The sequence below is a fragment of the Nocardiopsis sp. TRM 82005 genome (assembly GCF_056312425.1).
Genome location: NZ_JBWDTQ010000037.1, coordinates 13,486 through 38,975 on the forward strand (window position 1 = coordinate 13,486; position 25,490 = coordinate 38,975).

Genomic DNA, 25,490 nt, shown 5'->3' on the forward strand with positions numbered 1-25,490 from the left:
CCCGCGGCACTGGGCCGTCCGGCGCCGCGGGACCAGGTTGGCCCCCACGGGGGGAGACACACAGGCGAGGCAAGCACAACAAGACGGGGACGGGCGAAAGTGAAGCTGGACGACCTTCTGGGGGAGTACTACGAGCTGGAACAGCAGCTCGCCGACCCCGAGGTGCACGCCAATCAGGGCAAGGCGCGCACGCTTGGCAAACGCTACGCGCAGCTCACCCCCATCATCGAGGCCTACCGGGCGCTCAAGGAGGTCGAGAGCGACATCGACGCCGCGCGTGAGCTCGCCGTCGAGGACTCCTCCTTCGCCGAGGAGGCCGACCGCCTGGCCGTGGAGGCCGAGGCCCTCACCGAGCGCCTGCGCTTCCTGCTCATCCCGCGCGACCCCGCCGACGACAAGAACCTCATCATGGAGGTCAAGGCGGGAGAGGGCGGCGAGGAGTCCGCCCTGTTCGCCGGGGACCTGGTCCGCATGTACCTGCGCTACGCCGAGCGCCAGGGCTGGAAGACCGAGGTCATCAACGCCACCTACTCCGACCTGGGCGGGTACAAGGACATCACGATCGCCTTCAAGAACAAGGGCACCCCCGAGCCCGGCTCGGGCGTGTGGCCCATGCTCAAGTTCGAGGGCGGCGTGCACAGGGTCCAACGAGTCCCGGTCACCGAGTCCCAGGGCCGCATCCACACCTCCGCCGCCGGCGTACTGGTCGTGCCCGAGGCCGAGGACATCGAGGTCGACATCCACGAGAAGGACCTGCGGATCGACGTCTACCGCTCCTCCGGGCCCGGCGGCCAGAGCGTCAACACCACCGACTCGGCGGTGCGCATCACCCACATGCCGACCGGCATCGTCGCCTCCTGCCAGAACGAGAAGAGCCAGCTCCAGAACAAGGAGCAGGCCATGCGCATCCTGCGCGCCCGGATCTACGCCGAGGCCCAGGCCAGCGTGGACGCCGAGGCCGCCGCCGAGCGCAAGAGCCAGGTGCGCACCGTGGACCGCTCAGAGCGTGTCCGCACCTACAATTTCCCTGAGAACCGCATCTCCGACCACCGTGTCGGATACAAGGCCTACAACCTCGACCAGGTTCTCAACGGAGAGCTCGACGGGGTCATCAAGGCCCTCGTGGACGCGGACACCAAGGAAAGGCTCGAAGCGGCTCAAGCATCATGAACCTCCTGCTCGACGAGGTCGCCCGCGCGACGCTCAGGCTCGCGGAAGCGGGCGTGGCCTCACCTCGCACCGACGCCGAGGAACTCGCGGCGTTCGTGCACGGTGTCCGTCGAGGGGAACTGCACATGGTCGCCGACGCTGACTTCGACGCCCGGTACTGGGAGTGCGTGTCCCGGCGCGAGGCCCGTGAACCCCTTCAGCACATCACCGGCCACGCCTACTTCCGCTACCTGCGGCTCCAGGTCGGGCCCGGGGTGTTCGTGCCCCGGCCCGAGACCGAGATCATGGTCGACTGGGCGATCGAGACCCTGCGCTCCATGGACGTGGCCGATCCCCTCGTGGTCGACCTCGGCTCCGGATCGGGCGCCATCGCCATCTCCATCGCCCAGGAGGTGCCGCGTTCGCGGGTGCACACGGTGGAGATCGATCCCGTGGCCCTGGACTGGGCGCGCCGCAACATCGGCGCCAGCGGCCACGCCGACCGGGTCACCGCCCACCACGCCGACATGCGTACCGCCCTGCCCGAGTTCAACGGCCGCGTCGACCTGCTCATCAGCAACCCGCCCTACGTCCCCACGCGCGAGGCCGCGGTCATCCCGCCCGAGGTACGCGATTACGACCCCGCCCCGGCGCTGTGGTCGGGGGATGACGGACTCGATATGATCCGCGACCTGGAGGCGGTCGGCCGCAGGCTTCTGCGCCCCGGTGGCGCGATGGCCGTGGAGCACCACGACGGCCAGGGCATCGACATCCCCAGGCTGTTCCCCGAGGACAGGGGCTGGCGCGACGTGCTCAACCGCAAGGACATGGCGCGGCGCGACCGCTTCGTGGTCATGCGCCGCTCCGACGAGGACGGCTAGGTTGTGCTTGCTTTGGTCCTCCGCTCCGCCTCGGTCCGTGTTCGGGCACCCCGAGGCCAGGTGTCCTCGTCCCTGGCCGCGCCCGTCGCTCGTTCCTCGCTCGCGGCTCGCCCCGTCCCGCAGACCCCTGGCGGCGCCCGAACGCACTACTCCCGTACCCTTGTCCGACCGTGAACCCGGTCGACCCTGTTCGAGAATGAGGTGAACGCAGGTGAGCCGCATCTACGACTGCGCGGACGAGACCGCCCGCAAGGACGGCATCGCCGACGCCGCGTCCGCGGTACGCCGAGGCGACCTTGTGGTGCTGCCCACGGACACCGTGTACGGCATCGGCGCCGACGCCTTCAGCCCGACCGCGGTGTCCGGGCTGCTCGCCGCCAAGGGACGGGGACGTGAGATGCCCCCGCCGGTCCTGGTCGGCTCCATGCGCGCGGCCACCGCCCTCATCGACGACCTGGGCAACCACGGCCGAGACCTCATGGAGGAGTTCTGGCCCGGTCCGCTCACCCTGGTGTGCACCGCCACCCCGAGCCTGTCCTGGGACCTGGGCGACACCAAGGGCACCGTGGGCGTGCGCATGCCGATGGACCCGGTCGCCCTGGAGCTGCTCAAGGAGGTCGGTCCGATGGCGGTGAGCAGCGCCAACAAGTCCGGCCAGGCCTCCACGACCCGTGTGGAGGAGGCCATCGAGCAGCTCGGAGAGGAAGAGGTCGCGGTCTACCTGGACGGCGGTGAGACCGAGTCCCGGGTCTCCTCCACCATCGTCGACCTCACCTACGCGGTCCCGCGCGTGCTACGGACGGGCGCCATCTCCATCGAGCAGCTGCGCGCGGTGTGCGGCACCGTCATCGGCGAGCTGCGCAAGGGCCGCACGAAGACCAGCAAGAGCGAGGAGACCGAGCAGGCGGGCCAGGCCGCGCGGGAGGTCCCGCCGGAGACGGGGGACGGCGCGGCTCGGACAGGGGGTGGCGCGCAGGAGGCTCCCGAGGAGAGCCGGGCCGCGCAGGACGCCCCGTCGGAGGTGTCCAAGGCGGGGCATGCCCCCGAGGGCGACGATAACTAGAAGGGCCAGGACGTGCGGGAGTACGCACTCACCTTCGTCATCGCCGCCGCGGTGACCTACCTGCTCGTTCCGATGGTGCGCCGGTTCGCCATCGCCTTCGGCGCGACCCCGCCGGTGCGCGACCGCGACGTGCACACCGAACCCATTCCGCGTCTGGGAGGGCTCGCCATCTACGGCGGGTTCGCCGCAGCCCTGCTGATCTCGGCCCAGCTGCCGCACCTACAGAACGTCTTCGTCGCCGACATCTGGATGGGGCTGCTGCTGGCGGGAGGGCTCATCACGGTCATCGGCGTCATCGACGACCGATGGGGGATGGACGCGCTGAGCAAGCTCGCCGGGCAGACCGCCGCGGCGGGCATCCTCGTGTGGCAGGGCGTGCAGCTGCTGTGGCTGCCGTTGCCCGGCACCCAGTTGTCGCTGGGCCCTTGGCTGGGCGCGCTGGTCTCCATCCTGCTCATCGTGGTGACCATCAACGCGGTCAACTTCGCCGACGGCCTCGACGGGCTGGCGGCGGGCATCGTCGGCATCTCCGCCCTCGCGTTCTTCGCCTACTACTACGTGGTCGCCGTGGAGCAGGGCTTCGTGCGCCAGTCCTATCCGGCGATGATCGCGATCATTCTGGCCGGCACGTGTGCCGGGTTCCTCTTCCACAACTTCCACCCGGCCAAGGTGTTCATGGGCGATACCGGGGCGATGCTGCTGGGGCTGCTGCTGACCTCGATCACCATCACGGTGACCGGCCAGTTCGACGCCAACACCGCGCGCGAGGAGTTCAACTCCGGCCTGGTGGTGTTCCTGCCGGTCGCGTTGCCGCTGCTGGTGATCGCCCTGCCCCTGGCCGACCTGGTGCTCGCCGTCCTGCGCCGGACCCTCGCGGGCAAGTCCCCGTTCGCCCCGGACCGCGGCCATCTCCACCACCGTCTGCTGGACATCGGCCACAGCCACATGCGCGCGGTGCTGTTGATGTACCTGTGGGCGGGCATCGTGTCCTTCGCAGCTGTGGCCCTGTCGGTGTTCAACTCCCCGGTGATCGTGCTGACGGTGACCGCGCTGGTGGCCACGTGCGCGGTCGGCCTCATCGCGCTGCCCCGGCTGCGGCGGCGCGGACTGCTGCCTCTGGGGCGTAAGGGAGGCGTTAAGAAGGGCGCAGGTCACGATTCGCCATCTGATGTGTGAGGGTGCGATCGCGTGCGGAACCGAGCGGTCGGGAAGACCTGATCCTGACCTGCGGATACCATGGTGGAGTGGATGTGGCGAAAGTGACACAAGGGCTGGAAACGGCCTGGAGCGGGCACTTTGTGGCCCGTTAAGGTCGCGTTAAGGAACCCCCGGATTCAACACTAAAAACCTTGTGATAGCTTTCACGAGCAGGCAACCACTGAACCCCATGGAGCTTCGTTGATGCAGGAACACGACGCCCGGACTCTCCGCGGCGCCGCGCTTCCGACGGCCGTCGTCGGCGTGGTCGCGTTGATCGCAGGCTTCGCCCTCTCCGGCACCCAGGGACTCTACGGTGCGCTTTTCGGCGTACTTCTGGTCATCGGCGCCTTCGCCGCCTCGGCCTTCGTCATCTCCTGGGCCGGCGGCCGGCGTCCCGAACTCCTACTCCCGGTGGCCTTCCTCGTCTACACGACGAAGTTCGGCATCCTCCTGGTCGTCCTGATCTTCTTCGGGGACACGACGGCCCTGGACAAGGACGTCTTCGGATGGACGGCGCTCGCCTGTGTGCTCGTCTGGCTGACCGCGCAGGCCGTGGCCGTCAAGAGGAGCAAACAGCCGACCATCGTCCCCGCGGACGAGGACCGGGTCGAGGACAGTGAGGCACACCGGTGAGCCCGCTCGCGCGGGCCGGTGTGCGGAGCCTGATCACCTACTGCTATCTTCCGGAGCGAGATGAACGGTCATCGAAGCGTGAAAGGCGGCTCGAAAGAGGCGCCGAACGCCAACGCGGCCACACTCGTCTCGTATCTGCTGGGAGGCCTCGCCTTCTGGGGCGGCGTCGGCTGGGTCGTGGACTGGGCGCTGGGCTTCTCCGGCCTCTTCCTGCCCATCGGTTTCGGCGTGGGCCTGGTCGGTTCGATCTACCTCATCTACATCCAGCACGTCCGGTCCTGACCGAATATTCGGATGCGTCCTCCCGCGCTGAGGGCAGGGCCGTACCGACCACAACACCAAGGATTATGTTGCGTCACGACGAAAGGGATCGCCGTGGGTGCTGACGTGAACGTCGTCGCGGCGTCCGAACCAGGCTGCCACATCTTCAACGACTTCGGCTGCGGGTTCGAGGCTCCGACCGTGAGCCTCTTCTTCCCGACGCCGTGGCTCGACTTCGGGCTCCCGGGTGCCTCGGGTCTGAACAAGTACTACCTGGTCGCGGTGGTCGCGCTGATCATCGCCGCCGCCTTCTGGTACTTCACCACGCGCAGGGCCAAGGTCGTCCCCGGCCGCGGCCAGGGCGTGGCCGAGATGCTGGTCGGCTTCCTGCGCGACCAGGTCACCCGGACCACCATGGGCAAGGAGGGGGACAAGTTCCTCCCCCTGATCGTGACCCTGTTCCTGTTCATCTTCTGTATGAACATCATGGGTCTGATCCCCGGCCTCCAGCTGCCGGTGACCTCCAACCTGGCCTTCCCCGCGGTCCTGGCCATCTTCGTCTTCCTGCTGTGGAACATCGTCGGCATCCGCCGACACGGGGCCGGCGGCCACTTCAAGGCCCGTCTGGTCCCCAGCGGGGTCCCCGGCTGGATCCTGCCCATCGTGGTGCCGATCGAGGCGCTGTCGAACTTCATCATCCGGCCCGCCACGCACATGATCCGTCTGTTCGCGACCATGTTCGCCGGGCACCTGCTGCTCGCACTGTTCGCGGCCGCCGGTTTCTACATGTTCAACCCCATGTCCCCGATGGGCGGCCTCTTCGGCGCCATTTCGGTGGGGTACTCCGCCATCGCGTTGATCGGCTTCCTGGTCTTCACGGCCTTCGAGCTGTTCATCATGGCGGTCCAGGCCTACGTCTTCGTCCTCCTGACCTCCATCTACCTCGGTGAGGCCATGGAGGGCGCGCACTAGGGAAACGGCCTCCCGGCCCTTCCCCATGCGCATTCACGACCCGTCCGATTCGTAACGTCAGTCCGGCGTCAACCATCATCGCCGGCGTGTAGTAAAGGGAATATCAACATGGATCTCGCCGCCATCGAAGGTAACCTGAACAGCATCGGTTACGGCCTCGCCGCCATCGGCCCCGGTATCGGCGTCGGTCTCGTCTTCGGCCTGGGTGTCCAGGCCATCGCCCGCCAGCCCGAGGCTCGCGGCATCCTCCAGGGCCAGATGATCTTCGGCTTCGCCGTCATTGAGGCCCTGGCCATTCTCGGCTTCGTTCTCGCGTTCGCCGTTTAGTCAGACCCGGTCAATAGAACGCGAAGGGGATGCCAGCCGTGAATTTGGCAGCCGAGCAAGAAAACGTCCTGCGGATCCACTGGGACGAGTTCACCTTCGGTCTCATCGCCTTCCTCATCATCCTCGCTGTCGTCTACAAGATGTGGCCGAGGCTGACGAAGGCGCTGGACGAGCGTGCCGACCAGATCGAGGGTGGCATCGCTCGCGCTCAGAAGGCCGAGGCTGAGGCGGACGAGATCCGCCAGCAGTACCGAGAGAAGCTCGAGGAGGCGCACCGCGAGTACGCCCAGGAGCTGGAGAAGGCCAAGGAGCAGAAGGCGGCGATCATCGCCGAGGCGCGCGAGGAGGCCCAGGTAGAGGCCCGTCGCATCGTCGAGGCGGCGCACGCCCAGATCGAGGCCGACCGCCAGCAGACCCTGGTGCAGCTGCGCAACGAGATCGGTGCGCTCTCCACCGAACTGGCGAGCCGTATCGTCGGTGAGACCCTCAGCGACAGCGACGCCCAGAACCGCGTCATCGAGCGGTTCATGGACGAGCTGGAGCAGAGCGGGAACACGCAGCAGGCTGAGGTGCGTTGATGCGTGGTGTAAGCCGCACGTCGCTGATCGAGGTGACCCGGCGCCTGGACGAGAACGTCCTGGCGTCGGCGTCCACCGCGCAGAGCGACGCCTCCCTGGGCAAGGAGCTCTTCGAGGTCGTCGCCCTCCTCACGAACGAGCACTCGCTGCGCCGGTGGCTCGCCGACCAGGCGAATCCGGCCGAGGACAAGTCCAGGCTGGTCGGAGAGCTACTGGAGACCAGGGTGTCTCCCTCAGCTGTCATGGTGGCCAGCGATGTGGTCTCGGCCAAGTGGTCGACCGCGCGTGACCTGACGGACGCGGTGGAGCGGATGGCGGTCTACGCGACCGTCGCCCCGCTCCAGAGCGCCGACGGGCTCGGAGGGCTGGAGGACGAACTGTTCCGCTTCCAGCGGATCGTCGCCTCCCAGCCCGACCTGCGGGAAGCCCTCACCCGTGACGGGGCCGACCCCGAGCTGCGCCTCTCCCTCGCGGAGAGCCTGCTCTCGGGCAAGGTGAACCCCGCGACGCTGACGCTGGTCGGCGAGGCGGTCACCCGTCCCCGCGGCCGTACGCTGGAACAGGCACTGGACAACTTCGGACAGCTCGTCGCCGAGCGCGCCAAGCGCTACGTCGCCGTCGTCCGCAGCGCCGTCGCCCTGAGCGAGAACCAGCAGTCCCGGCTCGGGGCCGCGCTCTCGCGCTCCTACGGCCGTGACATCCATCTGAACATCGAGGTCGTCCCCGAAATCGTGGGTGGACTGTCCATCCAGGTGGGTGACGAGGTCATCGACGGGACCATCGCCGGGCGTATCGCCGAGGTCCAGCGCCGCCTGGCCGGCTGAGAAAACGCAAGGCAAGCACGCACGGCGCCGGCCCGGCGCCATTTGAGAGCAAGGACAACGTAGAGATGGCGGAGCTGACGATCCGACCGGACGAGATCCGGGACGCGCTACAGCGCTTCGTCCAGTCGTACGAGCCTGAAGCTACCCGCGCGGAAGAGGTCGGTACCGTCACCTACTCCGGTGACGGCATCGCCCGCGTCGGTGGCCTTCCCTCGGCGATGGCGAACGAGCTGTTGCAGTTTGAAGACGGCACCCTGGGCATGGCCCAGAACCTTGAGATCGGTGAGATCGGTGCCGTCGTGCTGGGTGACTTCACCGGCATCGAAGAGGGCCAGCAGGTGCGCCGCACCGGCCAGCTCCTCTCCGTGCCGGTGGGTGACAACTTCCTCGGCCGCGTGGTGGACCCCCTGGGCAACCCCATCGACGGCAAGGGCGAGATCGAGTCGACCGAGCGCCGCGAACTGGAGCTCCAGGCCGCGACGGTCATGGAGCGCCAGCCGGTCCACGAGCCGATGCAGACCGGCATCAAGGCGATCGACACCATGACGCCGATCGGCCGCGGGCAGCGCCAGCTGCTCATCGGCGACCGGCAGACCGGCAAGACCGCGGTCGGTATCGACGCGATCATCAACCAGAAGACCAACTGGGAGTCCGGCGACCCCGACAAGCAGGTGCACTGCATCTACGTCGCGATCGGTCAGAAGGGCTCGACCATCGCCAGTGTGCGTGGCGCCCTCGAAGAGGCCGGCGCGATGGAGTACACCACCATCGTCGCCTCCCCGGCGTCGGACTCGGCGGGCTTCAAGTACCTGTCCCCGTACACCGGTTCGGCCCTGGGCCAGCACTGGATGTACCAGGGCAAGCACGTCCTCATCGTCTTCGACGACCTCACCAAGCAGGCCGAGGCCTACCGTGCGGTGTCGCTGCTGCTGCGCCGTCCGCCGGGGCGTGAGGCCTACCCCGGTGACGTCTTCTACCTGCACTCCCGTCTCCTGGAGCGCTGCGCCAAGCTCTCCGACGAGCTGGGCAAGGGCTCGATGACCGCTCTGCCGATCATCGAGACCAAGGCGGGCGACGTCTCGGCCTACATCCCCACCAACGTCATCTCCATCACCGACGGCCAGGTCTTCCTGGACTCGGACCTGTTCAACCAGGGCCAGCGTCCGGCGATCGACGTCGGTGTGTCGGTCTCCCGTGTCGGTGGCGCGGCCCAGACCAAGGCCACCAAGAACGTCTCCGGCACGCTGCGTCTGGGCCTGGCCCAGTACCGCGAGCTCGAGGCCTTCTCCGCCTTCGGTTCGGACCTGGACGCGGTCTCCAAGCAGCAGCTGGAGCGCGGTGCCCGGATGATGGAGCTGCTCAAGCAGGGCCAGTACTCGCCGTTCCCCATGGAGAAGACGGTCGTCTCGATCTGGGCCGGCAACACCGGCAAGATCGACGACGTCCCGGTCGAGGACGTGCGCCGCTTCGAGGACGACTTCCTGGACTACCTCTCCCGGGAGCACTCCGGCATCCTCGACACCATCCGTGACACCGGCAAGTTCGACGACGAGACCAAGAAGTCCCTGGACTCCGTCCTGGATAAGTTCAAGCAGGGTTTCCAGACCTCGGCCGGGACCCTCCTGGGCACCGAGGCCGAGACTGGAGCGCTCAGCGAGGACCAGGTCGGCCAGGAGACCATCAAGGTCGCCAAGGGCGGGAAGTAACCCATGGGTGCACAGCTTCGCGTCTATCGCCGGAGGATCCGCTCGACGAAGTCGATGGCGAAGATCACCCGCGCGATGGAGCTCATCGCCACGACGCGCATCACCAAGGCGCAGCGTGCGGCGGAGGCTGCTGGGCCCTACGCGCGGGAGATCACCCGGGCGGTCTCAGCCCTGGCCAGCCGGGTGACCTACAACCCGCTGCTGACCCATGCCGAGAACCCGACCCGTGCGGCCGTCCTGGTCATCACCAGTGACAAGGGCCTGGCGGGCGCGTTCTCGTCCAACGTGCTCAAGGAGACTGAGGCCCTCTCCGGGCTCCTGCGGGAGCAGGGCAAGGAGGTCCTCACCTACATGGTGGGCCGCAAGGGCGTGGGCTTCTACAAGTTCCGCGACCGTCCGCTCGAAGGGCAGTGGGAGGGCATCACCGAGCGCCCGACCTACGCACACGCCCAGGAGATCGGTTCCGCGCTCATGGAGAAGTTCGCCATGGACAGCTCCGAGGGCGGTGTCGACGAGATCCACGTGGTCTCCACGGAGTTCGTCTCGATGCTGACCCAGCGCGCCACGGCCGTTCGTGCCCTGCCGCTGGAGCTCGAGGAGGTCGACGCGAACGAGCTTGAGGCCGAACAGGGCGCTCCGCTGCCGCTGTACGAGTTCGAGCCCTCCGTGGAGGAGGCGTTGGACCGGCTGCTTCCGCAGTACGTGACCAACCGCATCTACTTCGCGCTCCTGGAGTCCGCAGCCTCCCAGCAGGCGTCCCGTCGCGCGGCTATGAAGGCCGCCACGGACAACGCTGAGGACCTCGCCAAGAACCTGACCCGCCTGGCCAACCAGGCACGTCAGGCTGAGATCACCAATGAGCTCAGTGAGATTGTCGGCGGTGCCGACGCGCTCGCTGCTGCCAGCGCGGGAAGTGAGTAACCAAAGTGACTGCGACAGTTGAAGGGACGGCTGGGGCTGGCACCGCCACCGGCCGCATCGCCCGGGTCACCGGCCCGGTCGTCGACGTGGAGTTCCCCGTCGGTTCCCTGCCTGCCATCTACAACGCCCTGCACACCGATGTGAGCATCGGCGGCAAGGACAAGACCATCACCCTGGAGGTCGCCCAGCACCTGGGTGACAACCTGGTGCGCGCCATCTCCCTGGCTCCCCAGGACGGCATGGTCCGTGGCGCCGAGGTCCGCGACACCGGTGCGCCGATCAGCGTGCCCGTCGGCGACGTCGTCAAGGGCCACGTGTTCAACACCCTGGGCGAGTCCATGGACGTGCCCTCCTCCGAGCTGGGTGCGACCGAGCACTGGCCGATCCACCGCAAGGCTCCGTCCTTCGACACGCTTGAGTCCAAGACCGAGATGCTGGTCACGGGCATCAAGGTGATCGACCTCCTCACGCCGTACGTGCGTGGTGGCAAGATCGGTCTGTTCGGCGGTGCCGGTGTCGGCAAGACGGTGCTCATCCAGGAGATGATCACCCGTATCGCCCGCAACTTCGGTGGTGTGTCCGTGTTCGCCGGTGTCGGTGAGCGCACCCGTGAGGGTACGGACCTCTTCCTGGAGATGGACGAGATGGGCGTCCTGCCGGACACCGCGCTCGTCTTCGGACAGATGGACGAGCCCCCGGGCACCCGTCTGCGGGTGGCGCTGTCCGCTCTGACGATGGCGGAGTACTTCCGTGACGTCCAGAAGCAGGACGTGCTGCTGTTCATCGACAACATCTTCCGTTTCACCCAGGCTGGTATGGAGGTCTCCACACTGCTGGGCCGTATGCCCTCGGCCGTGGGTTACCAGCCCAACCTGGCGGACGAGATGGGTCAGCTCCAGGAGCGGATCACCTCGACCCGCGGCCACTCGATCACCTCGATGCAGGCGATCTACGTGCCCGCGGACGACTACACCGACCCGGCTCCGGCGACCACCTTCGCCCACCTGGACGCGACGACCGAGCTCTCCCGCCCGATCTCGCAGAAGGGCATCTACCCGGCGGTGGACCCGCTGGCCTCCACCTCGCGCATCCTGGACCCGCAGTACGTGGGCGACGAGCACTACGAGGTGGCCCAGCGGGTGAAGGAGATCCTGCAGCGCAACAAGGACTTGCAGGACCAGATCGCCATTCTCGGTATGGACGAGCTGTCCGAAGAGGACAAGATCGTCGTCAACCGGGCGCGGCGCCTGGAGCGCTTCCTCTCGCAGAACATGTTCGTCGCCGAGAAGTTCACCGGCAACCCGGGTGTGTTCGTCCCGCTGGAGGAGACCATCTCCTCCTTCAAGGCGGTCTGCGACGGTGAGTACGACCACCTGCCCGAGCAGGCGTTCCTCGACGTCGGCAACATCGACATGGTCGTCGAGAAGGCCAAGAAGCTGCAAGGCTAAAGCCGCGCGTAGCGTCCGTTGAGGGTGGTGGCGGGCGACGGGCGGGCTAGTTATTGGGCCGGGCCGGTTCCCGCGGATCATCGGGGACCGGCCCGGCCGAAACCACCCGCTAGCCGAGGAGTTTGTGGCAGTGTCGAAGAAGCTTTTCGTCGAGATCGTCTCGCCTGAACGTGAGATTTGGGCGGGCGAGGGCGACATGGTCATCGCGAAGACCGTCGAGGGTGAGATCGGCGTCCAGCCCGGGCACGTCCCGCTGGTCTCGCTTCTGGCCCACGACGCCGTCGTTCGCGTGCTGGGTGCGCGGGAGGCCGGCGAGGTCCGGGCCGCCGCGCACAGCGGGTTCGTCTCGGTCTCGGGTGAGGGTCGTGTCTCCATCCTCGCCGAGACCGCAGAGCTCGCCGAGGACATCGATGTGAACCGTGCGCGCACGGCGCTGAAGAACGCGGACGAGTCCGGCGACAACGTCGCTCTGGGCCGCGCCAGCAGTCGCCTGCGCGCTGCGGGCGAGGAAGTCGCCTAGCGTACCGGGACGGCGGAACGAGTAGTGGGCATGGAACGGCTGCTGCCTGGCACACCGTGGTTGGAGTCCGCGCAGTGGGTGTTCTACGCCCTGCTCCTCTTCCTCCTGGCTCTGGTACTCGCAGTCTCCCTGCGCCGTTGGATCCTCGTACGGCGCGGCGGCGCGGTGGAGTGCTATCTGCGCGCCGTCGGGGCGCGGGGCCGTCGGGGCTCCTGGCGCATCGGTTTTGGCCGGTACGGCACGGACAACCTGGGTTGGTTCCCCATCTTCTCGCTCAGACCGCGGCCGACAGCGAAGCTGTCGCGCCGCGGTCTCGTCGTTGTGGGGAGGCGCGCGCCCGAGGAGGGGGAGGACCTGCCGGTCGACCTCACCGTGCTCCAGATCGGCTGGCTCCGCGGTGACGGCTCCGATCCCCGGGAACCGGCGTACGAGATCGCTATGAACGAGGGCACCCTGACCGGTTTCCTGTCCTGGCTGGAGTCGATGCCGCCGGGGACGCACTGGGAGGGCTGAGGGCCGTGTCGGTCATTCACAGCGGTTCCCCCCGTGCCTAGCATGGCCGCATGATCGTTGCTTTCTCCGTAGCTCCTCTCGGTACCGGTGAGTCCGTCACCCCCGCCGTCGCCCGCGCTGTGAAGGTGGTCCGTGAGAGCGGGCTGCCCAATGAGACCGGTCCCATGTTCACCACGGTCGAAGGTGAGTGGGACGAGGTCATGGGCGTGGTCAGGCGTGCGGTGGAGGCCGCGGGGGAGGGCGCCTCCCGGGTGACCTTCACCCTCAAGGCCGACATCCGAGAGGGCGTCACCGACGCCCTGCACGGCAAGGTCGAGGCCGTCGAGCGTGAGCTGGACAACCTCTAGGCAGTGCTTTTCGGGGGGCTCCGCTGCGCTCCGCCCGTCCGAACGCCCCCTTCCGCGGGGCACCAGAACACGGCAGGATGCGGTTCCATGCGCGCTTCCCGGTTCTCCGGCCTCCTCGCCCTCACGCTTCTGGTGCCCCTGCTCGCCGCCTGTCAGCCGACGGGCGGCCACGTCGGCGCGGTGGCCACGGGCCATTTCAGCGCCCGGCACAAGTTCCCCGTGCTGCTCGTGGCCTGGTGCGGCGACGCCGGGCCGCGGCAGATCGACCTGGTCAGCGGGGAACTGCGTAGACACCTGGTCGCCACCCGCGAGTTCGACGGGAGCGAACTGGAGGTCGACCTGTCCGCCCCCGGCGACGACTGGCGGATCACGGACGGCTCCGGCGACCCCGTCTACCGGCTGGCCCCGGAGTCGGAGCGGGAGGAGTACCTCGTCGGGATCGGGTCCGAGGCCGGTGCCCCGGGAGAGGACGCCGAGCATGACATCGGCACGGTCGTGTTCATGACCGAGACGCTGGCGGGCGAGGAGGGCGTGTACGCCAGCTTGGAGGACTCCTCGGAGGCGGAGATCTCTCCCCGCGAGGGTTTTCCGCCCGAGTGCTGAGTCCTCGCGCGTGGCACGGCATCTCTCGGACCCTCTTCGTGTCCGTGGACGGTCGTCCCCATGCCGGCGCGGCCCCGGCTCTCGGCCCCGGCGTTCGGGGCGGGGGAACCGCCCGAAGGGGGCGGGAACGCGGAAGGGGGCCCGCTCCGCGGAACGGGCCCCTTCTCCCGGAGGAGCGGGAGCTAGCGTTCGCCCCCCGGCTTCCACAGGACCTCGTCACCCTCTCCGGCGACGTACCGGCCGAGGATGAACAGCAGGTCGGAGAGCCGGTTGAGGTACTGGGCGGTGAGCGGGTTGACCGTGTCGCCGTACTCCTCAACGGCCGCCCACACGCTGCGCTCCGCCCTCCGGACCACGATCCGCGCCATGTGCATGAGCGCCACGGTGGGTGAGCCCCCGGGCAGGATGAAGCTGCGCAGGGTGGGCAGGTCGGCGTTGTAGACGTCGCAGGCCTCCTCCAGCCGTGCGACGTAGTCGGACTCGACCCGCAGCGGTGGGAACTCCGGGTCGGACACGATCGGTGTGGACAGGTCGGCGCCCAGGTCGAACAGCTCGTTCTGGACGCGGACGAGCAGGGCCCGGACGTCGTCGGGCAGTTCGCCCATGGCCAGGGCGGTGCCGATGGCGGCGTTGGCCTCCTCGGTGTCGGCGTACCCGACCAGGCGCGTGTCGTTCTTGCTGGTCCGGCTCATGTCGCCGAGCGCCGTCGATCCGGCGTCGCCGGTGCGCGTGTAGATCTTCGACAGCACGACCGGCTTGTCGGTGTCCCGTTTGGTCATGTCCCCAACCCTAGATGAGCGCCCCCGGGGTGCCGAGGGCGCCGGACTCTCGGGAAGCGTTCCGACGGGCGGCGGTCTCCGCCGGGTTCGGTCTGGCCGTGCTCAGGCGGGTACGGCCAGGAACGACCGCAGCTGCTCGGCGAGAGGGCCGTCAAGGCTCTGCGGTACGCCTCGGTGGTGGGGATCCCGGCATGCCCGTCGGAAGGCGTCGGGGTCGCCGGTGAGGTCGGTGGTGGCCCGCCGGAGGTCGTTCAGGGCTTGGCGGAGGCGGTCGGGAGTGCTTCCCCAGGCGCTCTCGTAGGACCTGAGGGCGTGGAAGAAGCGGACACACGCCAGATGCGTCGACTCCTGGCCGCTCTGGCGCTGGATGTGCTCGGCCACCGCGCGGGTTCTGCGCAGAACTGGGGACATCGAATCACTGCTTCCTGGTTGGCGGGACAGGTGTTCGGAAGTGTGGAACCGTGGCCCGGCCGGGGCCGGGCCACGGGTGCTCAGGCCTTGATGCTGTAGGGCTGCTCGGCACCCTGGCTGACGCTGATCTTGCGCGGCTTGGCCTGCTCGGACACCGGGATGCGCAGAGTCAGGACGCCGTCGGTGTAGTCGGCCTGGATGTCGTCGGTTCGCAGGGTCTCCCCGAGGAACAGCTGCCGGGAGAAGGTGCCGGTGGGCCGCTCGGCGACGAGCACCGAGTCGTGGTCGCCCAGGGTGTCGGCCCGCTCGGCGGTCACGGTCAGCACGTTGCGCTCGACCTCCAGGTCAATGGAGTCGGCGCGCACACCGGGCAGGTCGAAGCAGACCATGAAGACGTCTCCGTCACGGTAGGCGTCGATGGGCATCGCGGCCGGCCTGCCGGCGTCGCCCAGGATCCGCTGTGTGAGGCGGTCGATGTCACGGAAGGGGTCGGTGCGCATCAGCATCATGGATACCTCCTTTGTCCGTACCACAAAACCTGATGCGAGCTGACGCAAGTTTTATACCTCATCCTTGAGGAGATAAACAACAGAGTCTGATAAAGGTTTCGTCAGCTGAAGGGCACACTCCCATGGCGGGGCGGTGTGCTGGGGAAGGATGCCGCTCATGACAGAATCCCGGCCGGGTTCCGCCCGGGGCCTCTACACGATCTCCGTGGCGGCGGAGCTGGCGGGCATCGCGCCGCAGAGCCTGCGCTCCTACGAGGAGCGGGGCCTGGTCGCCCCGGCGCGTACCGAGGGCGGCACGCGGCTGTACAGCGATGACGACATCGCCCGCCTGCGGCGGGTCGCCGAGCTGGCGGCCCAGGGGGTGAACCTTGCCGGGGTCGGCCGGATCCTCGAGCTGGAGGACGAGAACATCCGCCTGCGTGATGACCCCGGGGCGGCCGGGGGAGGATGAGGACGGCCCGCTTCCGCCGGACCGTCGCGGCGGGGCGTGCAGCCTGGTGCCGCACCGGCACGGCCTTCATGACGGGGGATAGCTGTCACGTAGCAGCGGGTGAAAGTGATTCAGATCACTGATACATTAGGGAACCAGGAAGCTACTCCAAGTAGTTTCCGGCGGTGTCCGTGCGCGAGGTTCCGGGTGGGCAGAGGGGGCCATCCGGGCGGTCGCGGAGGGGGGAGACACTGCGAGGGGCGGGCGGCGTGGAACCGGGGGGTCCACGCCACCCGCCCCGTCTTCGGGCCGTGCGGCCGATCTCATGTGCGGGAGGGCACGGACTACCTGAGCCAGGCCTCACCCAACCGGGGGAACTCGGCGCCGACCGTGGTGGAGCGCAGTACGCCGTTCACCGGCAGGGTGCTCTCGGCGAAGAACTCCACACCGTGCGCGCCGGCGGCCGACAGCTCGGCCACCGAGTCCCAGTCGACGTTCTCCATGGTGTCCCCGGCGGTGTGGTAGTACGGGTCGAACTGCTCGCCGGCTGTACCGCCGTACCACCCGACCTGCTCCTCGGTCTTGACTCCGTCGGCGCCGCTGAACAGGCCGCCGGCGGGGATACCCGCCGTCATGAACCCCTGGTAGTCGCTGCGGCCGCTCAGCACGCCGGGCTCGCTGACCTGGCCCTGCTCGGCGAAGTAGTCCTCGAAGACCTTCGCGATCGCTCCGGACCCGGAGGGGGCGCTGACGGAGCCGGGCAGCTCCATCCGGCCGTCCAGGACGAACCGGCCGTAGTTGTGCGAGCCGATCATGTCGAAGTTGAGGTAGAGAGCGGTGTTCTCGACCTGCTCCTCGGTCAGGTCCTCCACGTAGCGGGTGGAGCCGACCAGGCCCTCCTCCTCGGTGCCCCAGAAGGCGAAGCGGACCTTGTTCTTGGGGCTTTCCTGCTTCGCCAGCTGGACGGCGGTCTCCAGCACGAAGGCCGAGCCGCTGCCGTTGTCGTTGATGGCGGGCCCCTCCTCGACACCGTCGAGGTGGCTGCCGACCACGACCACGTTGTCCTCCTGGCCGCCCGGGGTCTCGGCGAGGACGCTGAAGGAGGTCTCGGTGCTGATCTCGGCGTCCACGCTCACCCGCAGCTCCGGGTCCTCGGCGGAGAGCAGGTCGGCGCCCACCGTCCCCGAGACCCCGACTGCGGGGATGTCGGAGAGATCGCCCACGGTGCCCTGGAAGGCCTCGTCGGCGTTGTTGACCACCAGGGCCGCGGAGGCACCCGCGTCGGCGGCGTTCTGGACCTTCTCCCCGAACGGGCAGGTGCCGCGCATGGTGATCGCGACGGCGCCTTCGGGGAAGTCCGCGAAGTCGTCGGCCGAGCAGCCGCTCTCGGCGCTGTCGAAGTTGACGGCCACGCCCGGTGCGGTCACGTCACCCGCGCCGGAGTAGCTCATGGTCACGTAGTCGGCGCCGGACTCGTAGACGGCCTCGTCCGGCGCGGTCCGGGCCAGGACGGAAGGGGAGTGCTGCCGCCACAGCTCGTACTCGTACTCGTGCCGGTAGGGCTCGTATCCGGCGCGTTCGAGCTGGTCCTCGACGTACAGGGCGGCGACGTCGTAGCCCGGGGTGTTCGTGGCCCGGTTGCCGCCGTTGTACTCGGCGATGGTGTCGAGGTTTTCCATGTGCTCCTGGATGGCCCCGGCGGTCACCAGTTCCGACAGCGGCAGGTCATCACCCGGCTTGTCCGGCTTGCCGGCGTGCTCGGGCGGACCGGCGTGCTCCGGGGCACGGGAGTGGTCCGGCGGCCCGGGCTCGGCGTGGGCGGGAGAGGCCGCCAGGGTTCCGACGGCCATCAGGACGGCGGCGGCGCCGGCGGTGGCGGCGCGGCGCCGGGAAGCGGAGACGGCCGCTCTGCGCGACGAGGTCCCTTCGTGCGTGGGATGCAACGATCTTCCTCCGGGGTTACGGGGGTCCACCGCTCCGTGTCGTTGGGGGATGGACACCTTGGGTAGGCGAGGTATCGCTGAAGCCTGACATCAGAAGGGTTGCACAGCAAGGACCAGTGGCCACAATTGCCACAATCAGCCACAGACCTTACGTACGGGGCATCACTGTGTTTCGATGGACGGCTCAGAACGAGCAGAACGTCTTGCCGGGAGGGATGGGGACCGCCTGCCCTACTCCTCGGTCCTGTCCTGGTGTTTGCGCGGCCTGTACTCGACGCCCACCCCGCCCATCACGGCGACGCCCCGGATGTGCACGACCGGCGCCTCCGGGTCCACGACGCTGGGAGTGTTCTCGGAGACGCCGAAGCCGCCCATGAGCGGAAGCCCGTGCACTCGCACCTGCACGTCGTCGGGCACGGTGACGCCCACCCCGCCCATGACGGTGCAGATCCAGATGGTGGTCTCGCGCTGGGCGAACCGGGCCTCGCGCAGGTCCAGCTCGATCCCGCCCATCACCGCGGCGGCGACGAAGGTGCCCGGCACGACCCAGTTGCCCGACCGGTCGGCGCCGCCCATCAGGACGATCGCGCTCCGGCTGGTGGGCTGCTGGTTCACGATCCGGCCGCCGCCGTAGACCGGGCGGGGCGAACGGAAGCCGGTGGGCGCCGCGGAGGCGGCGGGGCCGCTCTGCGCCGGGAGGTCCTCGGTGATGGGGACGAGGTCGCCGAGGGTCTTGGCCCGGTAGACGGCGTCCAGCCGCTCGCTGTGCTCGTCCGGGTCCAGTCGCCCCTCGGCGAGGGCTTCGCGCAGCTGGTGCGCGACGGAGTCACGGTCGTTGTCGGAGGCGCGTATCCGACCGTGCTCGGGGGGAGTGATCTCGCTCATTGATTCCACCATATGACGATTCTTCCGCGTCGGCACGGCACACGGCATCCGGGATCGTCCCTGAGAGGGCCCTGAGGCCGTGGCCGGCTCTTTCGCGTGATGCGCCTGCCGACGGCAGCGCCAGCCCCTGCGCGAGCCCTCCGCGTCAGGCCTCCGGAAGCAGGCCGCGGCGGATCGCCTGGGACACCGCGGCGGTCCGGTCACTCACCCCCAGTTTGTCGTAGGCCCGCATCAGATGGGTCTTCACCGTGGTCGCGCTGATGTGCAGTGCGCGGCCGATCGCCGCGTTGGTACGCCCCTCAGCGGCCAGGCGCAGGACCTCCGCCTCCCGCGGGGACAGGGCGGTGGCGGGCTCGGCGCGCTGGCGCATCCCGGTGACCAGCTTGCCCGCCAGCCGCCCGGTGAGGACGGTCTCGCCTCGTGCGGCGGTGCGCACGGCCTCGGCCAGCTGCGCGCGCGGGGTGTCCTTGAGCAGGTAGCCGGTGGCGCCCGCTTCCACGGCGCGCAGGATGTCGGTGTCGGTGTCGTAGGTCGTGAGTACCAGGACGTGCACTCCGGGGCGTTCGGCGTGGACGCGCTCGGTGGCCTCCACCCCGTCGCCGCCGGGCATGCGCAGGTCCATGAGCACCACGTCCGGTTCCAGTGCGGCCACCAGGGCGACCGCCTCGGGACCGGAGGCGGCGTCACCGGCGATGACGAGGTCCTCCTCGGCGCTGAGCATGCCGCGGATGCCCTCGCGGACCACCGGGTGGTCGTCGACCAGCAGGACACGGATCACGGTGCGTACTCCTCATCGCTCTCGCGCTGGCCGCCGTCCGGGGCCGTGGGCAGGGGCAGCGATATCCGCACGGTGGTGCCGTGCCCGGGGGCGCTGTCGACCGCCAGGGCGCCACCGGCGTCGTCCGCCCTGTGCCGCATGTTCGCCAGCCCGTGTCCGCCGACGGCCTCGTCGGGACGGAAACCGGTCCCGTCGTCGGAGACGGTCAGCTCCACCGTCCCCGAGGCGCCGCCCGTCGTCGGCGGATACTCCAGGGACACATGCGCGTGCGTGGCCCGGGCGTGTCTGCGGACGTTGGCCAGCGCCTCCTGGGCGGTGCGTAGCAGACAAACCTGGAGGTCGTTGGGAAGGGAAACCGGAACGCCCCGCACGGAGGTGTCCACCGAGATGCCGAGCTCGTCGCCCAGCCGCGCCGAGACCCGTTCCAGGGCGGCTTCGAGGGATCCGTGGTCCAGGTTCACCGGCTGGCGGGCGGCGACCATGGCCCGTGCCTCGGCGAGGTTCTCCGCGGCGGTCTCGCGCATCAGGGCGAGGTGGCGGCGAACCAGGGCGGGGTCGGATTCCATCTCCGACTCCACCGCCTGGGCGAGGGCGATCACCCGTCCTTCCGCGTCTTCCACCGGAACGTCAGCAACACCACCGCCAAGCCCACCACACACCACGTGCCGAGTGCCAGGGCCACCGAGGGCAGCTCCCAGGAGCCGCCGGGTTCGAGGGCGGCCATCTCGGCTGGGAAGGACGCGGCGCGCAGACCCTGCGCCATCCACAGCAGCGGGAAGAGCGACGCGGCGTTGAGCACCCACTCGGGCAGGGCGATGACGGGCACGAAGATCCCCGAGACGAATTGCAGGACCAGGAACGGCAGGACCACGACTCCGGAGGCGGACCGGGCGTTGCGGGCCAGGGAGCTGGCCGCGATGCCCAGCAGGGAGCAGGAGACGGTGCCGAGCGTGAACACCCACGCCAGCGTCACCCAGGCAGCCGGGTCCTGTGGCAGCCGCGCACCGAAGACGAGACCGCCCACCGCCAGGAGCAGGACCACCTGTCCCAGGGCGAGGAACAGGATCAGCACGGTCTTGCCGACGAAGTAGGCGGTCGGCGGCATGGGGGTGCCGCGCAGGCGGCGCAGGCCGCCGGTGTCGCGTTCGTTGGCGATGGCCAGGCCCAGGGTCTGGAAGCTGACCGACATCAGGCCCATGGCGATCAGGCCGGGAAGGTAGTAGTCCACGGCGGGCATACCCATGTCGAACATGCCGTCGAAGATCAACGAGAACATGGCCAGGATCAGCGCGGGAAGGGAGAAGGTGAAGATCACGCTCTCCCACTCGTTGGCGAACTCGCGGACCTCCAGCCAGCCCCGGGAGAGTCCGACGCGCAGAACACCGGGAAGGGGAGCGGGAGCGTGCTCGGTACGGGTGCTCATACGGAGACCGACTCCCTCTCGGCACGGGCGTCCCGTGCGCCGTCGCCGATCAGGTCCAGGTAGGCATCCTCCAGCGTGGGGCGGTGCACACTCAGCCCGGGGACCTCGCCGGAGAACAGGGTGGCCAGTTCGCCCACCACCCGGGTGGGCTCCGCGGTCCTGGTCTCGCGGCGCCGCCCGCCGTCCGTCCAGCTGACGGTGGCCTGGGCCGTGGCCCGCCCGCCCAGGGTGGCGGGGGCGCCCTCGGCGCGGACCCTGCCGCGCGCGATCACGCACACGCGGTCGGCGAGGGCTTCGGCCTCCTCCAGGTAGTGCGTGGTCAGCACGACGGTGGTGCCGCCCTGGGCCAGGCCACCGATCAGCGACCAGAAGTCGCGCCGGGCTCGGGGATCGAACCCGGTGGTGGGCTCGTCCAGGAACAGCAGTTCGGGTCCGCCGACGATACCGAGCGCCACGTCCAGCCGACGCCGCTGTCCGCCGGACAGGGAGGTGACCCGGGCCCCGGCCCTCTCGCCGAGGCCGACCAGTTCGACCGTCGCGTCGGGATCGCGGGGATCGGGGTAGTAGCCCGCGAAGTGGCGGACCACCGCACGCACGGTCAGCTGCGGGACCAGGGTCTCGCGCTGCCAGACCACGCCGATGCGCGCACGCCACCGGCGCCCGGCCGTGCCGGGGTCCTGGCCCAGTACCCGTGCGGTGCCGCCGTCTCGGCGGCGGAAGCCCTCAAGGATCTCGACGGTAGTGGACTTGCCCGCCCCGTTGGGGCCGAGGAAGGAGAAGACCTCGCCGCGCGGGACGGTCAGGTCGACACCGGCGACGGCCTCGTCGTCGCGATACTTCTTGCGGAGGCCACGTACCTCGATCGCTGTCTCGCTCATGGCACCGACTCTTCCGGAGCGGCGCCGGCCCGGATATCGGCCGCCGGGGCGCACTTGTGTCCTCCGGTCGGAGGACACCGCCCCGTACGGCTGCCACCACGCGGCGGGTGCCACCGCGCCGGGTCAGAACAGGCGCAGGACGTCCGGTTCGATGCCGCGCAGCTCGTCGTAGTCCAGCACCACGCAGGAGATCCCGCGGTCCTCGGCGAGGACGCGGGCCTGCGGCTTGATCTCCTGGGCGGCGAACACTCCGCGCACCGGGGCCAGCTGCGGGTCCCGGTTGAGCAGTTCCAGGTAGCGGGTGAGCTGTTCGACGCCGTCGATGTCCCCGCGCCGCTTGAGTTCCACGGCCACGGTGGCGTTCTCCCCGTCCCGGCACAGGATGTCGACCGGGCCGATCGCCGTGGGGTACTCACGCCGGACGAGCGTGTAACCCTCGCCGAGGGTGGTGATGTGCTCGGCCAGGAGCTCCTGGAGGTGGGACTCGACGCCGTCCTTCTGTAGGCCGGGATCCTTGCCCAACTCGTGCGAGGAGTCGTGCGTGATCTCTTCGACGGTCAGCACCAGCTTCTCACCGGACTTGCTGTGCGTGACCGTCCACACGTCCGGGCCGTCGGCGACGGTCTCCTCGCGCAGCTTGCAGGGCGGGCTCATCCAGTTCAGCGGTTTGAACGCCCGGTCGTCGGCGTGGATGGACACACTCCCGTCGGCCTTGATCAGGATCAGGCGGGGAGCCATGGGCAGGTGGGCGGTGAGTCGGCCGACGTAGTCGACGCTGCACCGAGCGATGACGAGACGCACGGGAGGCAACGTTACCGCCTCCGTGCGGCGGGCGGGGATCGGTCGTATAACCGCCGTGCACCAGATGAGCGATGACAAGCCGCCCCGCGAAGGCGGCCCGTGCGCTGGTCGGGACACGGGGCCCGTACTCTGGGCATATGGTGCAGGAATTTGACAAGGTCGGTGTCGTCGGACTCGGCGCGATGGGAGCGGGCATCGCTGAGGTGTTCGCACGTGCGGGGTTCAACGTCACCGGGGTCGAGATCGACCAGGCCGCCATCGACCGCGGCCGTGCCCACGTGGACAAGTCCCTCTCGCGTGCGGTCAGCAAGGGCAAACTCACCGAGGAGGAACGCTCCGGGATCGACGCCCGGCTGACGTTCACCATCTCGCGCGAGGACCTCGCCGACGCGGACTTCGTCGTGGAGGCCGTCCCCGAGCGGATGGACATCAAAAGGGACGTTTTCAACGATCTGGACCGGATCTGCCCGCCCGGCACGATCCTGGCCACCAACACGTCGTCGTTGTCGGTCACCGAGATCGCTGCGCTCACCGGCCGTCCGGACAAGGTCGTGGGTCTGCACTTCTTCAACCCGGCTCCGGTCATGAAGCTGGTTGAGGTCATCACCACGGTTTCCACCAGCGGCGAGACCGTCGACCTGGTCTCGGAGGTCGCCAAGCGCATCGGCAAGACCCCGGTGGCGGTCGGTGACCGCGCCGGGTTCGTGGCCAACGCCCTGTTGGTCCCCTACATCAACGACGCCGTCCGCCTCTACGAGCGCAAGATCGCCACTCGCGAGGAGATCGACTCCGCCGTCCAGAAGGCCGCCGGCCTGCCCATGGGACCGCTGGCCCTCGCCGACCTGGTCGGCCTGGACGTCTGCCTGGCCGTCATGGACGTGCTGTGGGAGGAGTACCGCGATCCGCGCTACGCCGCCTCACCGCTGGTGCGCCGTATGGTCGCCGCGGGCCGCCTGGGCCGCAAGTCCGGCCAGGGCTTCTACGCGGGCACCGACGAGGAGCCCGAGCCCCGTCCCACGGGCCGCTACGCGGAGATGGTCCGCGAGGAGGAGATCCTGGACCTGGGCGAGATCCTCATCGCTCCGCAGATCGACGACGCCATGCGCATGATCGGCGACGGCTACGCCTCGGCGAAGGACGTCGACACCGCCATGCGGTTCGGGTGCGGCTACCCCAAGGGTCCGACCGAGCTTCTGGAGGAGCGCGGCGCCGAGTCCGTGGTCACCACCCTGGTCGCGATGGGCGAGTACAGCCTGACCAGCATCACGGTGCCCGCGCCGCTGCTGATGGACCAGCTGCCCGACACCGAGGAGGGCGGAGGACACGGCGGCGGCTGCGCCTGCCACAGCTAGGGAGTGTTTTTCAGAAGGCCTTCGGATCAGTGAGCGGCCCGGCGGACGAGGGAGACCGGGCCGCAGGCTCTCCCCTGAGGGTGGTGGGGGGAGACGGGCGGGACCGAAATGATGCAAAAAACACGACCTGGTGTCCTGGCCGCCGCCACGTGTGTGGCGGCGGCCACTGTCCGGCTTCTTTTACCCTGGACGGTGTGAGCCCGCGCCGTAATTCCCCCCGCCGCAAGTTCGGCCGGGGCCGTAACGCACCCCGTCGCGCCCCTGACGACGAGGACGCCCTCATGCTGCGCATCACCGGAGGACAGCGCCGTGAGACAGGTCCTGACGGGGAGTGGGTGACCCGCCGTGTCCCCGGTGCCGCGGCCACCAAGGTCTACCGCTGCCCCGGCTGTGTCCAGGAGATCCCCGTGGGTATGGCCCACGTCGTGGCCTGGCGCCCCTACGGTGACGGCGGCGACCGGCGCCACTGGCACTCCTCCTGCTGGAACCGGCGCCTCCGCGGCGTGCGCTAGGTGTACTGACCGCTGAACACGCCCTGCTTCACGGCAACCGAACCCGGACACGAGGAGCCATGGAGATCCGAGCCACCACGGTGCTGCCCGCCGTGAGACGACCCATCACCCTGCACACCGCCGACGGCCTGGAACTGGTCGGCGAGCTGGCCCTGCCCGAGGGCCGCGAGCCCAAGGCCACTCTGGTGTGCCTGCACCCGCTGCCCACCGCCGAGGGCATGATGGACAGCCACATCCTGCGCAAGGCCTCGTTCCGGCTGCCCGCGCTGGCCGACGTCGCGGTGCTGAGGTTCAACACCCGCGGCACCAGCTCACGGCACGGGACCAGCCAGGGTGAGTTCGGCGAGGGCGAGGCCGAGAAGCACGACGTGCTCGCCGCCATCGAGTTCACCGAGTTCGAGGGCCTGCCCGAACCCTGGCTGGTGGGCTGGTCCTTCGGTACCGAACTGGCTCTCAAATGGGGTGCCGATCCGCAGGTCAGGGGCGCTCTGCTGCTGTCGCCCCCGTTGCACCGCGCCGATGAGTCCGACATGGCGGTGTGGGCCGACTCGGGCAAGCCGGTGATCGCCCTGGTACCCGAGCACGACGACTACCTGCGCCCCGACGAGGCCAAGGAGCGGTTCAGCCCGCTCACCCAGTGCGAGGTCATCGGGGTGGAGGGCGCCAAGCACCTGTGGGTGGGCGAGCCCTACGTGCGCCGGGTTCTGGACGAGATCGTCAAAAGGGTCAACCCTGAGGCCTACCCGCTGCCCGTGGAGTGGGACGGCCCGTACGAGAGGGACACGCAGACCCTCAGGTGACCCGGACGGGCCGGTATCGCCGGGTCGCGTCGGCCCGGCACGG

Annotated in this window: 31 protein-coding genes; 21 read left to right on the forward strand and 10 right to left on the reverse strand. The window is 69.0% G+C overall.

The window, feature by feature from the left end; genetic code table 11:
• Window positions 1-99 precede the first annotated feature (99 nt).
• From prfA to AC0T5L_RS24945, 17 genes are all read left to right on the forward strand, one after another.
• Window positions 100-1,170: a peptide chain release factor 1 gene (gene prfA / locus AC0T5L_RS24865; RefSeq protein ID WP_476167912.1), complete on the forward strand. Its 1,071-nt coding sequence runs from the start codon at window positions 100-102 to the stop codon at window positions 1,168-1,170.
• Window positions 1,167-2,030, forward strand: coding sequence for a peptide chain release factor N(5)-glutamine methyltransferase (prmC, locus tag AC0T5L_RS24870; protein WP_476167913.1), 864 nt, complete (start codon window positions 1,167-1,169; stop codon window positions 2,028-2,030). Before prfA ends, prmC begins: the two co-directional genes overlap by 4 nt.
• A gap of 211 nt (window positions 2,031-2,241) precedes the next feature.
• Complete coding sequence (locus AC0T5L_RS24875) at window positions 2,242-3,093, forward strand: L-threonylcarbamoyladenylate synthase (protein ID WP_476167914.1); 852 nt, start codon at window positions 2,242-2,244, stop codon at window positions 3,091-3,093.
• Between the two features lie 12 nt (window positions 3,094-3,105).
• On the forward strand, window positions 3,106-4,269 hold the full coding sequence (locus tag AC0T5L_RS24880; RefSeq protein ID WP_476167915.1) for an MraY family glycosyltransferase: 1,164 nt from the start codon (window positions 3,106-3,108) through the stop codon (window positions 4,267-4,269).
• 225 nt (window positions 4,270-4,494) lie between these two features.
• Window positions 4,495-4,926, forward strand: a complete 432-nt coding sequence (locus AC0T5L_RS24885; protein ID WP_476167916.1) for a hypothetical protein — start codon at window positions 4,495-4,497, stop codon at window positions 4,924-4,926.
• A gap of 60 nt (window positions 4,927-4,986) precedes the next feature.
• On the forward strand, window positions 4,987-5,208 hold the full coding sequence (locus AC0T5L_RS24890) for a hypothetical protein (RefSeq protein WP_476167917.1): 222 nt from the start codon (window positions 4,987-4,989) through the stop codon (window positions 5,206-5,208).
• A gap of 93 nt (window positions 5,209-5,301) precedes the next feature.
• Window positions 5,302-6,159, forward strand: coding sequence for a F0F1 ATP synthase subunit A (gene atpB / locus AC0T5L_RS24895; protein WP_476167918.1), 858 nt, complete (start codon window positions 5,302-5,304; stop codon window positions 6,157-6,159).
• Window positions 6,160-6,267: 108 nt separating this feature from the next.
• Window positions 6,268-6,486, forward strand: coding sequence for an ATP synthase F0 subunit C (gene atpE, locus AC0T5L_RS24900; protein ID WP_073704647.1), 219 nt, complete (start codon window positions 6,268-6,270; stop codon window positions 6,484-6,486).
• Window positions 6,487-6,515: 29 nt separating this feature from the next.
• Window positions 6,516-7,064, forward strand: a complete 549-nt coding sequence (gene atpF / locus AC0T5L_RS24905) for a F0F1 ATP synthase subunit B (protein ID WP_476167919.1) — start codon at window positions 6,516-6,518, stop codon at window positions 7,062-7,064.
• A complete protein-coding gene (locus tag AC0T5L_RS24910; protein WP_476167920.1) occupies window positions 7,064-7,888 on the forward strand; it encodes a F0F1 ATP synthase subunit delta in 825 nt (274 codons plus the stop codon). Before atpF ends, AC0T5L_RS24910 begins: the two co-directional genes overlap by 1 nt.
• Window positions 7,889-7,953: 65 nt before the next feature.
• The gene (gene atpA / locus AC0T5L_RS24915) at window positions 7,954-9,594 is read left to right on the forward strand and encodes a F0F1 ATP synthase subunit alpha (protein ID WP_476167921.1); all 1,641 of its coding nucleotides are present in this window, start codon (window positions 7,954-7,956) and stop codon (window positions 9,592-9,594) included.
• A 3-nt stretch (window positions 9,595-9,597) separates the two neighbouring features.
• Window positions 9,598-10,515, forward strand: a complete 918-nt coding sequence (locus AC0T5L_RS24920) for a F0F1 ATP synthase subunit gamma (RefSeq protein ID WP_476167922.1) — start codon at window positions 9,598-9,600, stop codon at window positions 10,513-10,515.
• Between the two features lie 5 nt (window positions 10,516-10,520).
• Complete coding sequence (gene atpD, locus AC0T5L_RS24925) at window positions 10,521-11,963, forward strand: F0F1 ATP synthase subunit beta (RefSeq protein WP_476167923.1); 1,443 nt, start codon at window positions 10,521-10,523, stop codon at window positions 11,961-11,963.
• Window positions 11,964-12,093: 130 nt separating this feature from the next.
• A complete protein-coding gene (locus AC0T5L_RS24930; RefSeq protein ID WP_476167924.1) occupies window positions 12,094-12,483 on the forward strand; it encodes a F0F1 ATP synthase subunit epsilon in 390 nt (129 codons plus the stop codon).
• Between the two features lie 30 nt (window positions 12,484-12,513).
• The gene (locus AC0T5L_RS24935) at window positions 12,514-12,996 is read left to right on the forward strand and encodes a DUF2550 domain-containing protein (RefSeq protein ID WP_476167925.1); all 483 of its coding nucleotides are present in this window, start codon (window positions 12,514-12,516) and stop codon (window positions 12,994-12,996) included.
• Between the two features lie 50 nt (window positions 12,997-13,046).
• Window positions 13,047-13,343, forward strand: a complete 297-nt coding sequence (locus tag AC0T5L_RS24940) for an MTH1187 family thiamine-binding protein (protein WP_476167926.1) — start codon at window positions 13,047-13,049, stop codon at window positions 13,341-13,343.
• Between the two features lie 87 nt (window positions 13,344-13,430).
• Window positions 13,431-13,946, forward strand: a complete 516-nt coding sequence (locus AC0T5L_RS24945; RefSeq protein ID WP_476167927.1) for a hypothetical protein — start codon at window positions 13,431-13,433, stop codon at window positions 13,944-13,946.
• 182 nt (window positions 13,947-14,128) lie between these two features.
• Here the strand turns inward: AC0T5L_RS24945 and AC0T5L_RS24950 are convergent, their stop codons facing one another.
• The 3 genes from AC0T5L_RS24950 to AC0T5L_RS24960 all read right to left on the reverse strand — a co-directional run bounded on the left by AC0T5L_RS24950 (window position 14,129) and on the right by AC0T5L_RS24960 (window position 15,645).
• Window positions 14,129-14,725 (reverse strand): cob(I)yrinic acid a,c-diamide adenosyltransferase, encoded by a 597-nt coding sequence (locus AC0T5L_RS24950; protein WP_476167928.1) that lies wholly within the window; start codon window positions 14,723-14,725, stop codon window positions 14,129-14,131.
• 102 nt (window positions 14,726-14,827) lie between these two features.
• A complete protein-coding gene (locus tag AC0T5L_RS24955) occupies window positions 14,828-15,136 on the reverse strand; it encodes a hypothetical protein (RefSeq protein ID WP_476167929.1) in 309 nt (102 codons plus the stop codon).
• Between the two features lie 80 nt (window positions 15,137-15,216).
• The gene (locus AC0T5L_RS24960; RefSeq protein ID WP_476167930.1) at window positions 15,217-15,645 is read right to left on the reverse strand and encodes an Hsp20/alpha crystallin family protein; all 429 of its coding nucleotides are present in this window, start codon (window positions 15,643-15,645) and stop codon (window positions 15,217-15,219) included.
• Between the two features lie 157 nt (window positions 15,646-15,802).
• Between AC0T5L_RS24960 and AC0T5L_RS24965 the strand changes: the two genes are divergently transcribed.
• On the forward strand, window positions 15,803-16,096 hold the full coding sequence (locus tag AC0T5L_RS24965; protein ID WP_476167931.1) for a MerR family transcriptional regulator: 294 nt from the start codon (window positions 15,803-15,805) through the stop codon (window positions 16,094-16,096).
• Between the two features lie 323 nt (window positions 16,097-16,419).
• Here the strand turns inward: AC0T5L_RS24965 and AC0T5L_RS24970 are convergent, their stop codons facing one another.
• From AC0T5L_RS24970 to nucS, 7 genes are all read right to left on the reverse strand, one after another.
• Window positions 16,420-18,018 (reverse strand): M28 family peptidase, encoded by a 1,599-nt coding sequence (locus AC0T5L_RS24970; RefSeq protein WP_476167932.1) that lies wholly within the window; start codon window positions 18,016-18,018, stop codon window positions 16,420-16,422.
• Window positions 18,019-18,249: 231 nt separating this feature from the next.
• The gene (locus AC0T5L_RS24975; RefSeq protein WP_476167933.1) at window positions 18,250-18,915 is read right to left on the reverse strand and encodes a DUF1707 SHOCT-like domain-containing protein; all 666 of its coding nucleotides are present in this window, start codon (window positions 18,913-18,915) and stop codon (window positions 18,250-18,252) included.
• A 133-nt stretch (window positions 18,916-19,048) separates the two neighbouring features.
• On the reverse strand, window positions 19,049-19,681 hold the full coding sequence (locus AC0T5L_RS24980; RefSeq protein WP_476167934.1) for a response regulator: 633 nt from the start codon (window positions 19,679-19,681) through the stop codon (window positions 19,049-19,051).
• Entirely contained in the window at window positions 19,678-20,280 is a 603-nt protein-coding gene (locus tag AC0T5L_RS24985) for a sensor histidine kinase (RefSeq protein WP_476167935.1), read from the reverse strand. Before AC0T5L_RS24985 ends, AC0T5L_RS24980 begins: the two co-directional genes overlap by 4 nt.
• Window positions 20,277-21,104 (reverse strand): ABC transporter permease, encoded by an 828-nt coding sequence (locus AC0T5L_RS24990; RefSeq protein ID WP_476167936.1) that lies wholly within the window; start codon window positions 21,102-21,104, stop codon window positions 20,277-20,279. Before AC0T5L_RS24990 ends, AC0T5L_RS24985 begins: the two co-directional genes overlap by 4 nt.
• Window positions 21,101-21,982 (reverse strand): ABC transporter ATP-binding protein, encoded by an 882-nt coding sequence (locus AC0T5L_RS24995; protein ID WP_476167937.1) that lies wholly within the window; start codon window positions 21,980-21,982, stop codon window positions 21,101-21,103. Before AC0T5L_RS24995 ends, AC0T5L_RS24990 begins: the two co-directional genes overlap by 4 nt.
• Window positions 21,983-22,105: 123 nt before the next feature.
• Window positions 22,106-22,783: an endonuclease NucS gene (gene nucS / locus AC0T5L_RS25000; protein WP_476167938.1), complete on the reverse strand. Its 678-nt coding sequence runs from the start codon at window positions 22,781-22,783 to the stop codon at window positions 22,106-22,108.
• 137 nt (window positions 22,784-22,920) lie between these two features.
• Here nucS and AC0T5L_RS25005 point away from each other — a divergent pair, with 137 nt between their 5' ends.
• From AC0T5L_RS25005 to AC0T5L_RS25015, 3 genes are all read left to right on the forward strand, one after another.
• On the forward strand, window positions 22,921-24,135 hold the full coding sequence (locus AC0T5L_RS25005; RefSeq protein ID WP_476167939.1) for a 3-hydroxyacyl-CoA dehydrogenase: 1,215 nt from the start codon (window positions 22,921-22,923) through the stop codon (window positions 24,133-24,135).
• 194 nt (window positions 24,136-24,329) lie between these two features.
• The gene (locus tag AC0T5L_RS25010) at window positions 24,330-24,647 is read left to right on the forward strand and encodes an ATP/GTP-binding protein (RefSeq protein ID WP_476167940.1); all 318 of its coding nucleotides are present in this window, start codon (window positions 24,330-24,332) and stop codon (window positions 24,645-24,647) included.
• A gap of 59 nt (window positions 24,648-24,706) precedes the next feature.
• Entirely contained in the window at window positions 24,707-25,447 is a 741-nt protein-coding gene (locus AC0T5L_RS25015) for an alpha/beta hydrolase (RefSeq protein ID WP_476167941.1), read from the forward strand.
• The last annotated feature ends 43 nt before the right edge of the window (window positions 25,448-25,490 follow it).

Excerpts from the sequence above, each read along its gene's own strand:
- prmC (WP_476167913.1), top strand. The coding sequence starts at position 1,167 with ATGAACCTCCTGCTCGACGAGGTCGCCCGCGCGACGCTCAGGCTCGCG.
- AC0T5L_RS24885 (WP_476167916.1), top strand. The coding sequence starts at position 4,495 with ATGCAGGAACACGACGCCCGGACTCTCCGCGGCGCCGCGCTTCCGACG.
- AC0T5L_RS24890 (WP_476167917.1), top strand. The coding sequence starts at position 4,987 with ATGAACGGTCATCGAAGCGTGAAAGGCGGCTCGAAAGAGGCGCCGAAC.
- atpE (WP_073704647.1), top strand. The coding sequence starts at position 6,268 with ATGGATCTCGCCGCCATCGAAGGTAACCTGAACAGCATCGGTTACGGC.
- atpF (WP_476167919.1), top strand. The coding sequence starts at position 6,516 with ATGCCAGCCGTGAATTTGGCAGCCGAGCAAGAAAACGTCCTGCGGATC.
- AC0T5L_RS24910 (WP_476167920.1), top strand. The coding sequence starts at position 7,064 with ATGCGTGGTGTAAGCCGCACGTCGCTGATCGAGGTGACCCGGCGCCTG.
- atpA (WP_476167921.1), top strand. The coding sequence starts at position 7,954 with ATGGCGGAGCTGACGATCCGACCGGACGAGATCCGGGACGCGCTACAG.
- AC0T5L_RS24920 (WP_476167922.1), top strand. The coding sequence starts at position 9,598 with ATGGGTGCACAGCTTCGCGTCTATCGCCGGAGGATCCGCTCGACGAAG.
- AC0T5L_RS24935 (WP_476167925.1), top strand. The coding sequence starts at position 12,514 with ATGGAACGGCTGCTGCCTGGCACACCGTGGTTGGAGTCCGCGCAGTGG.
- AC0T5L_RS24940 (WP_476167926.1), top strand. The coding sequence starts at position 13,047 with ATGATCGTTGCTTTCTCCGTAGCTCCTCTCGGTACCGGTGAGTCCGTC.
- AC0T5L_RS24945 (WP_476167927.1), top strand. The coding sequence starts at position 13,431 with ATGCGCGCTTCCCGGTTCTCCGGCCTCCTCGCCCTCACGCTTCTGGTG.
- AC0T5L_RS24950 (WP_476167928.1), bottom strand. The coding sequence starts at position 14,725 with ATGACCAAACGGGACACCGACAAGCCGGTCGTGCTGTCGAAGATCTAC.
- AC0T5L_RS24955 (WP_476167929.1), bottom strand. The coding sequence starts at position 15,136 with ATGTCCCCAGTTCTGCGCAGAACCCGCGCGGTGGCCGAGCACATCCAG.
- AC0T5L_RS24960 (WP_476167930.1), bottom strand. The coding sequence starts at position 15,645 with ATGATGCTGATGCGCACCGACCCCTTCCGTGACATCGACCGCCTCACA.
- AC0T5L_RS24965 (WP_476167931.1), top strand. The coding sequence starts at position 15,803 with ATGACAGAATCCCGGCCGGGTTCCGCCCGGGGCCTCTACACGATCTCC.
- AC0T5L_RS24975 (WP_476167933.1), bottom strand. The coding sequence starts at position 18,915 with ATGGTGGAATCAATGAGCGAGATCACTCCCCCCGAGCACGGTCGGATA.
- AC0T5L_RS24990 (WP_476167936.1), bottom strand. The coding sequence starts at position 21,104 with ATGAGCACCCGTACCGAGCACGCTCCCGCTCCCCTTCCCGGTGTTCTG.
- AC0T5L_RS24995 (WP_476167937.1), bottom strand. The coding sequence starts at position 21,982 with ATGAGCGAGACAGCGATCGAGGTACGTGGCCTCCGCAAGAAGTATCGC.
- AC0T5L_RS25005 (WP_476167939.1), top strand. The coding sequence starts at position 22,921 with ATGGTGCAGGAATTTGACAAGGTCGGTGTCGTCGGACTCGGCGCGATG.
- AC0T5L_RS25015 (WP_476167941.1), top strand. The coding sequence starts at position 24,707 with ATGGAGATCCGAGCCACCACGGTGCTGCCCGCCGTGAGACGACCCATC.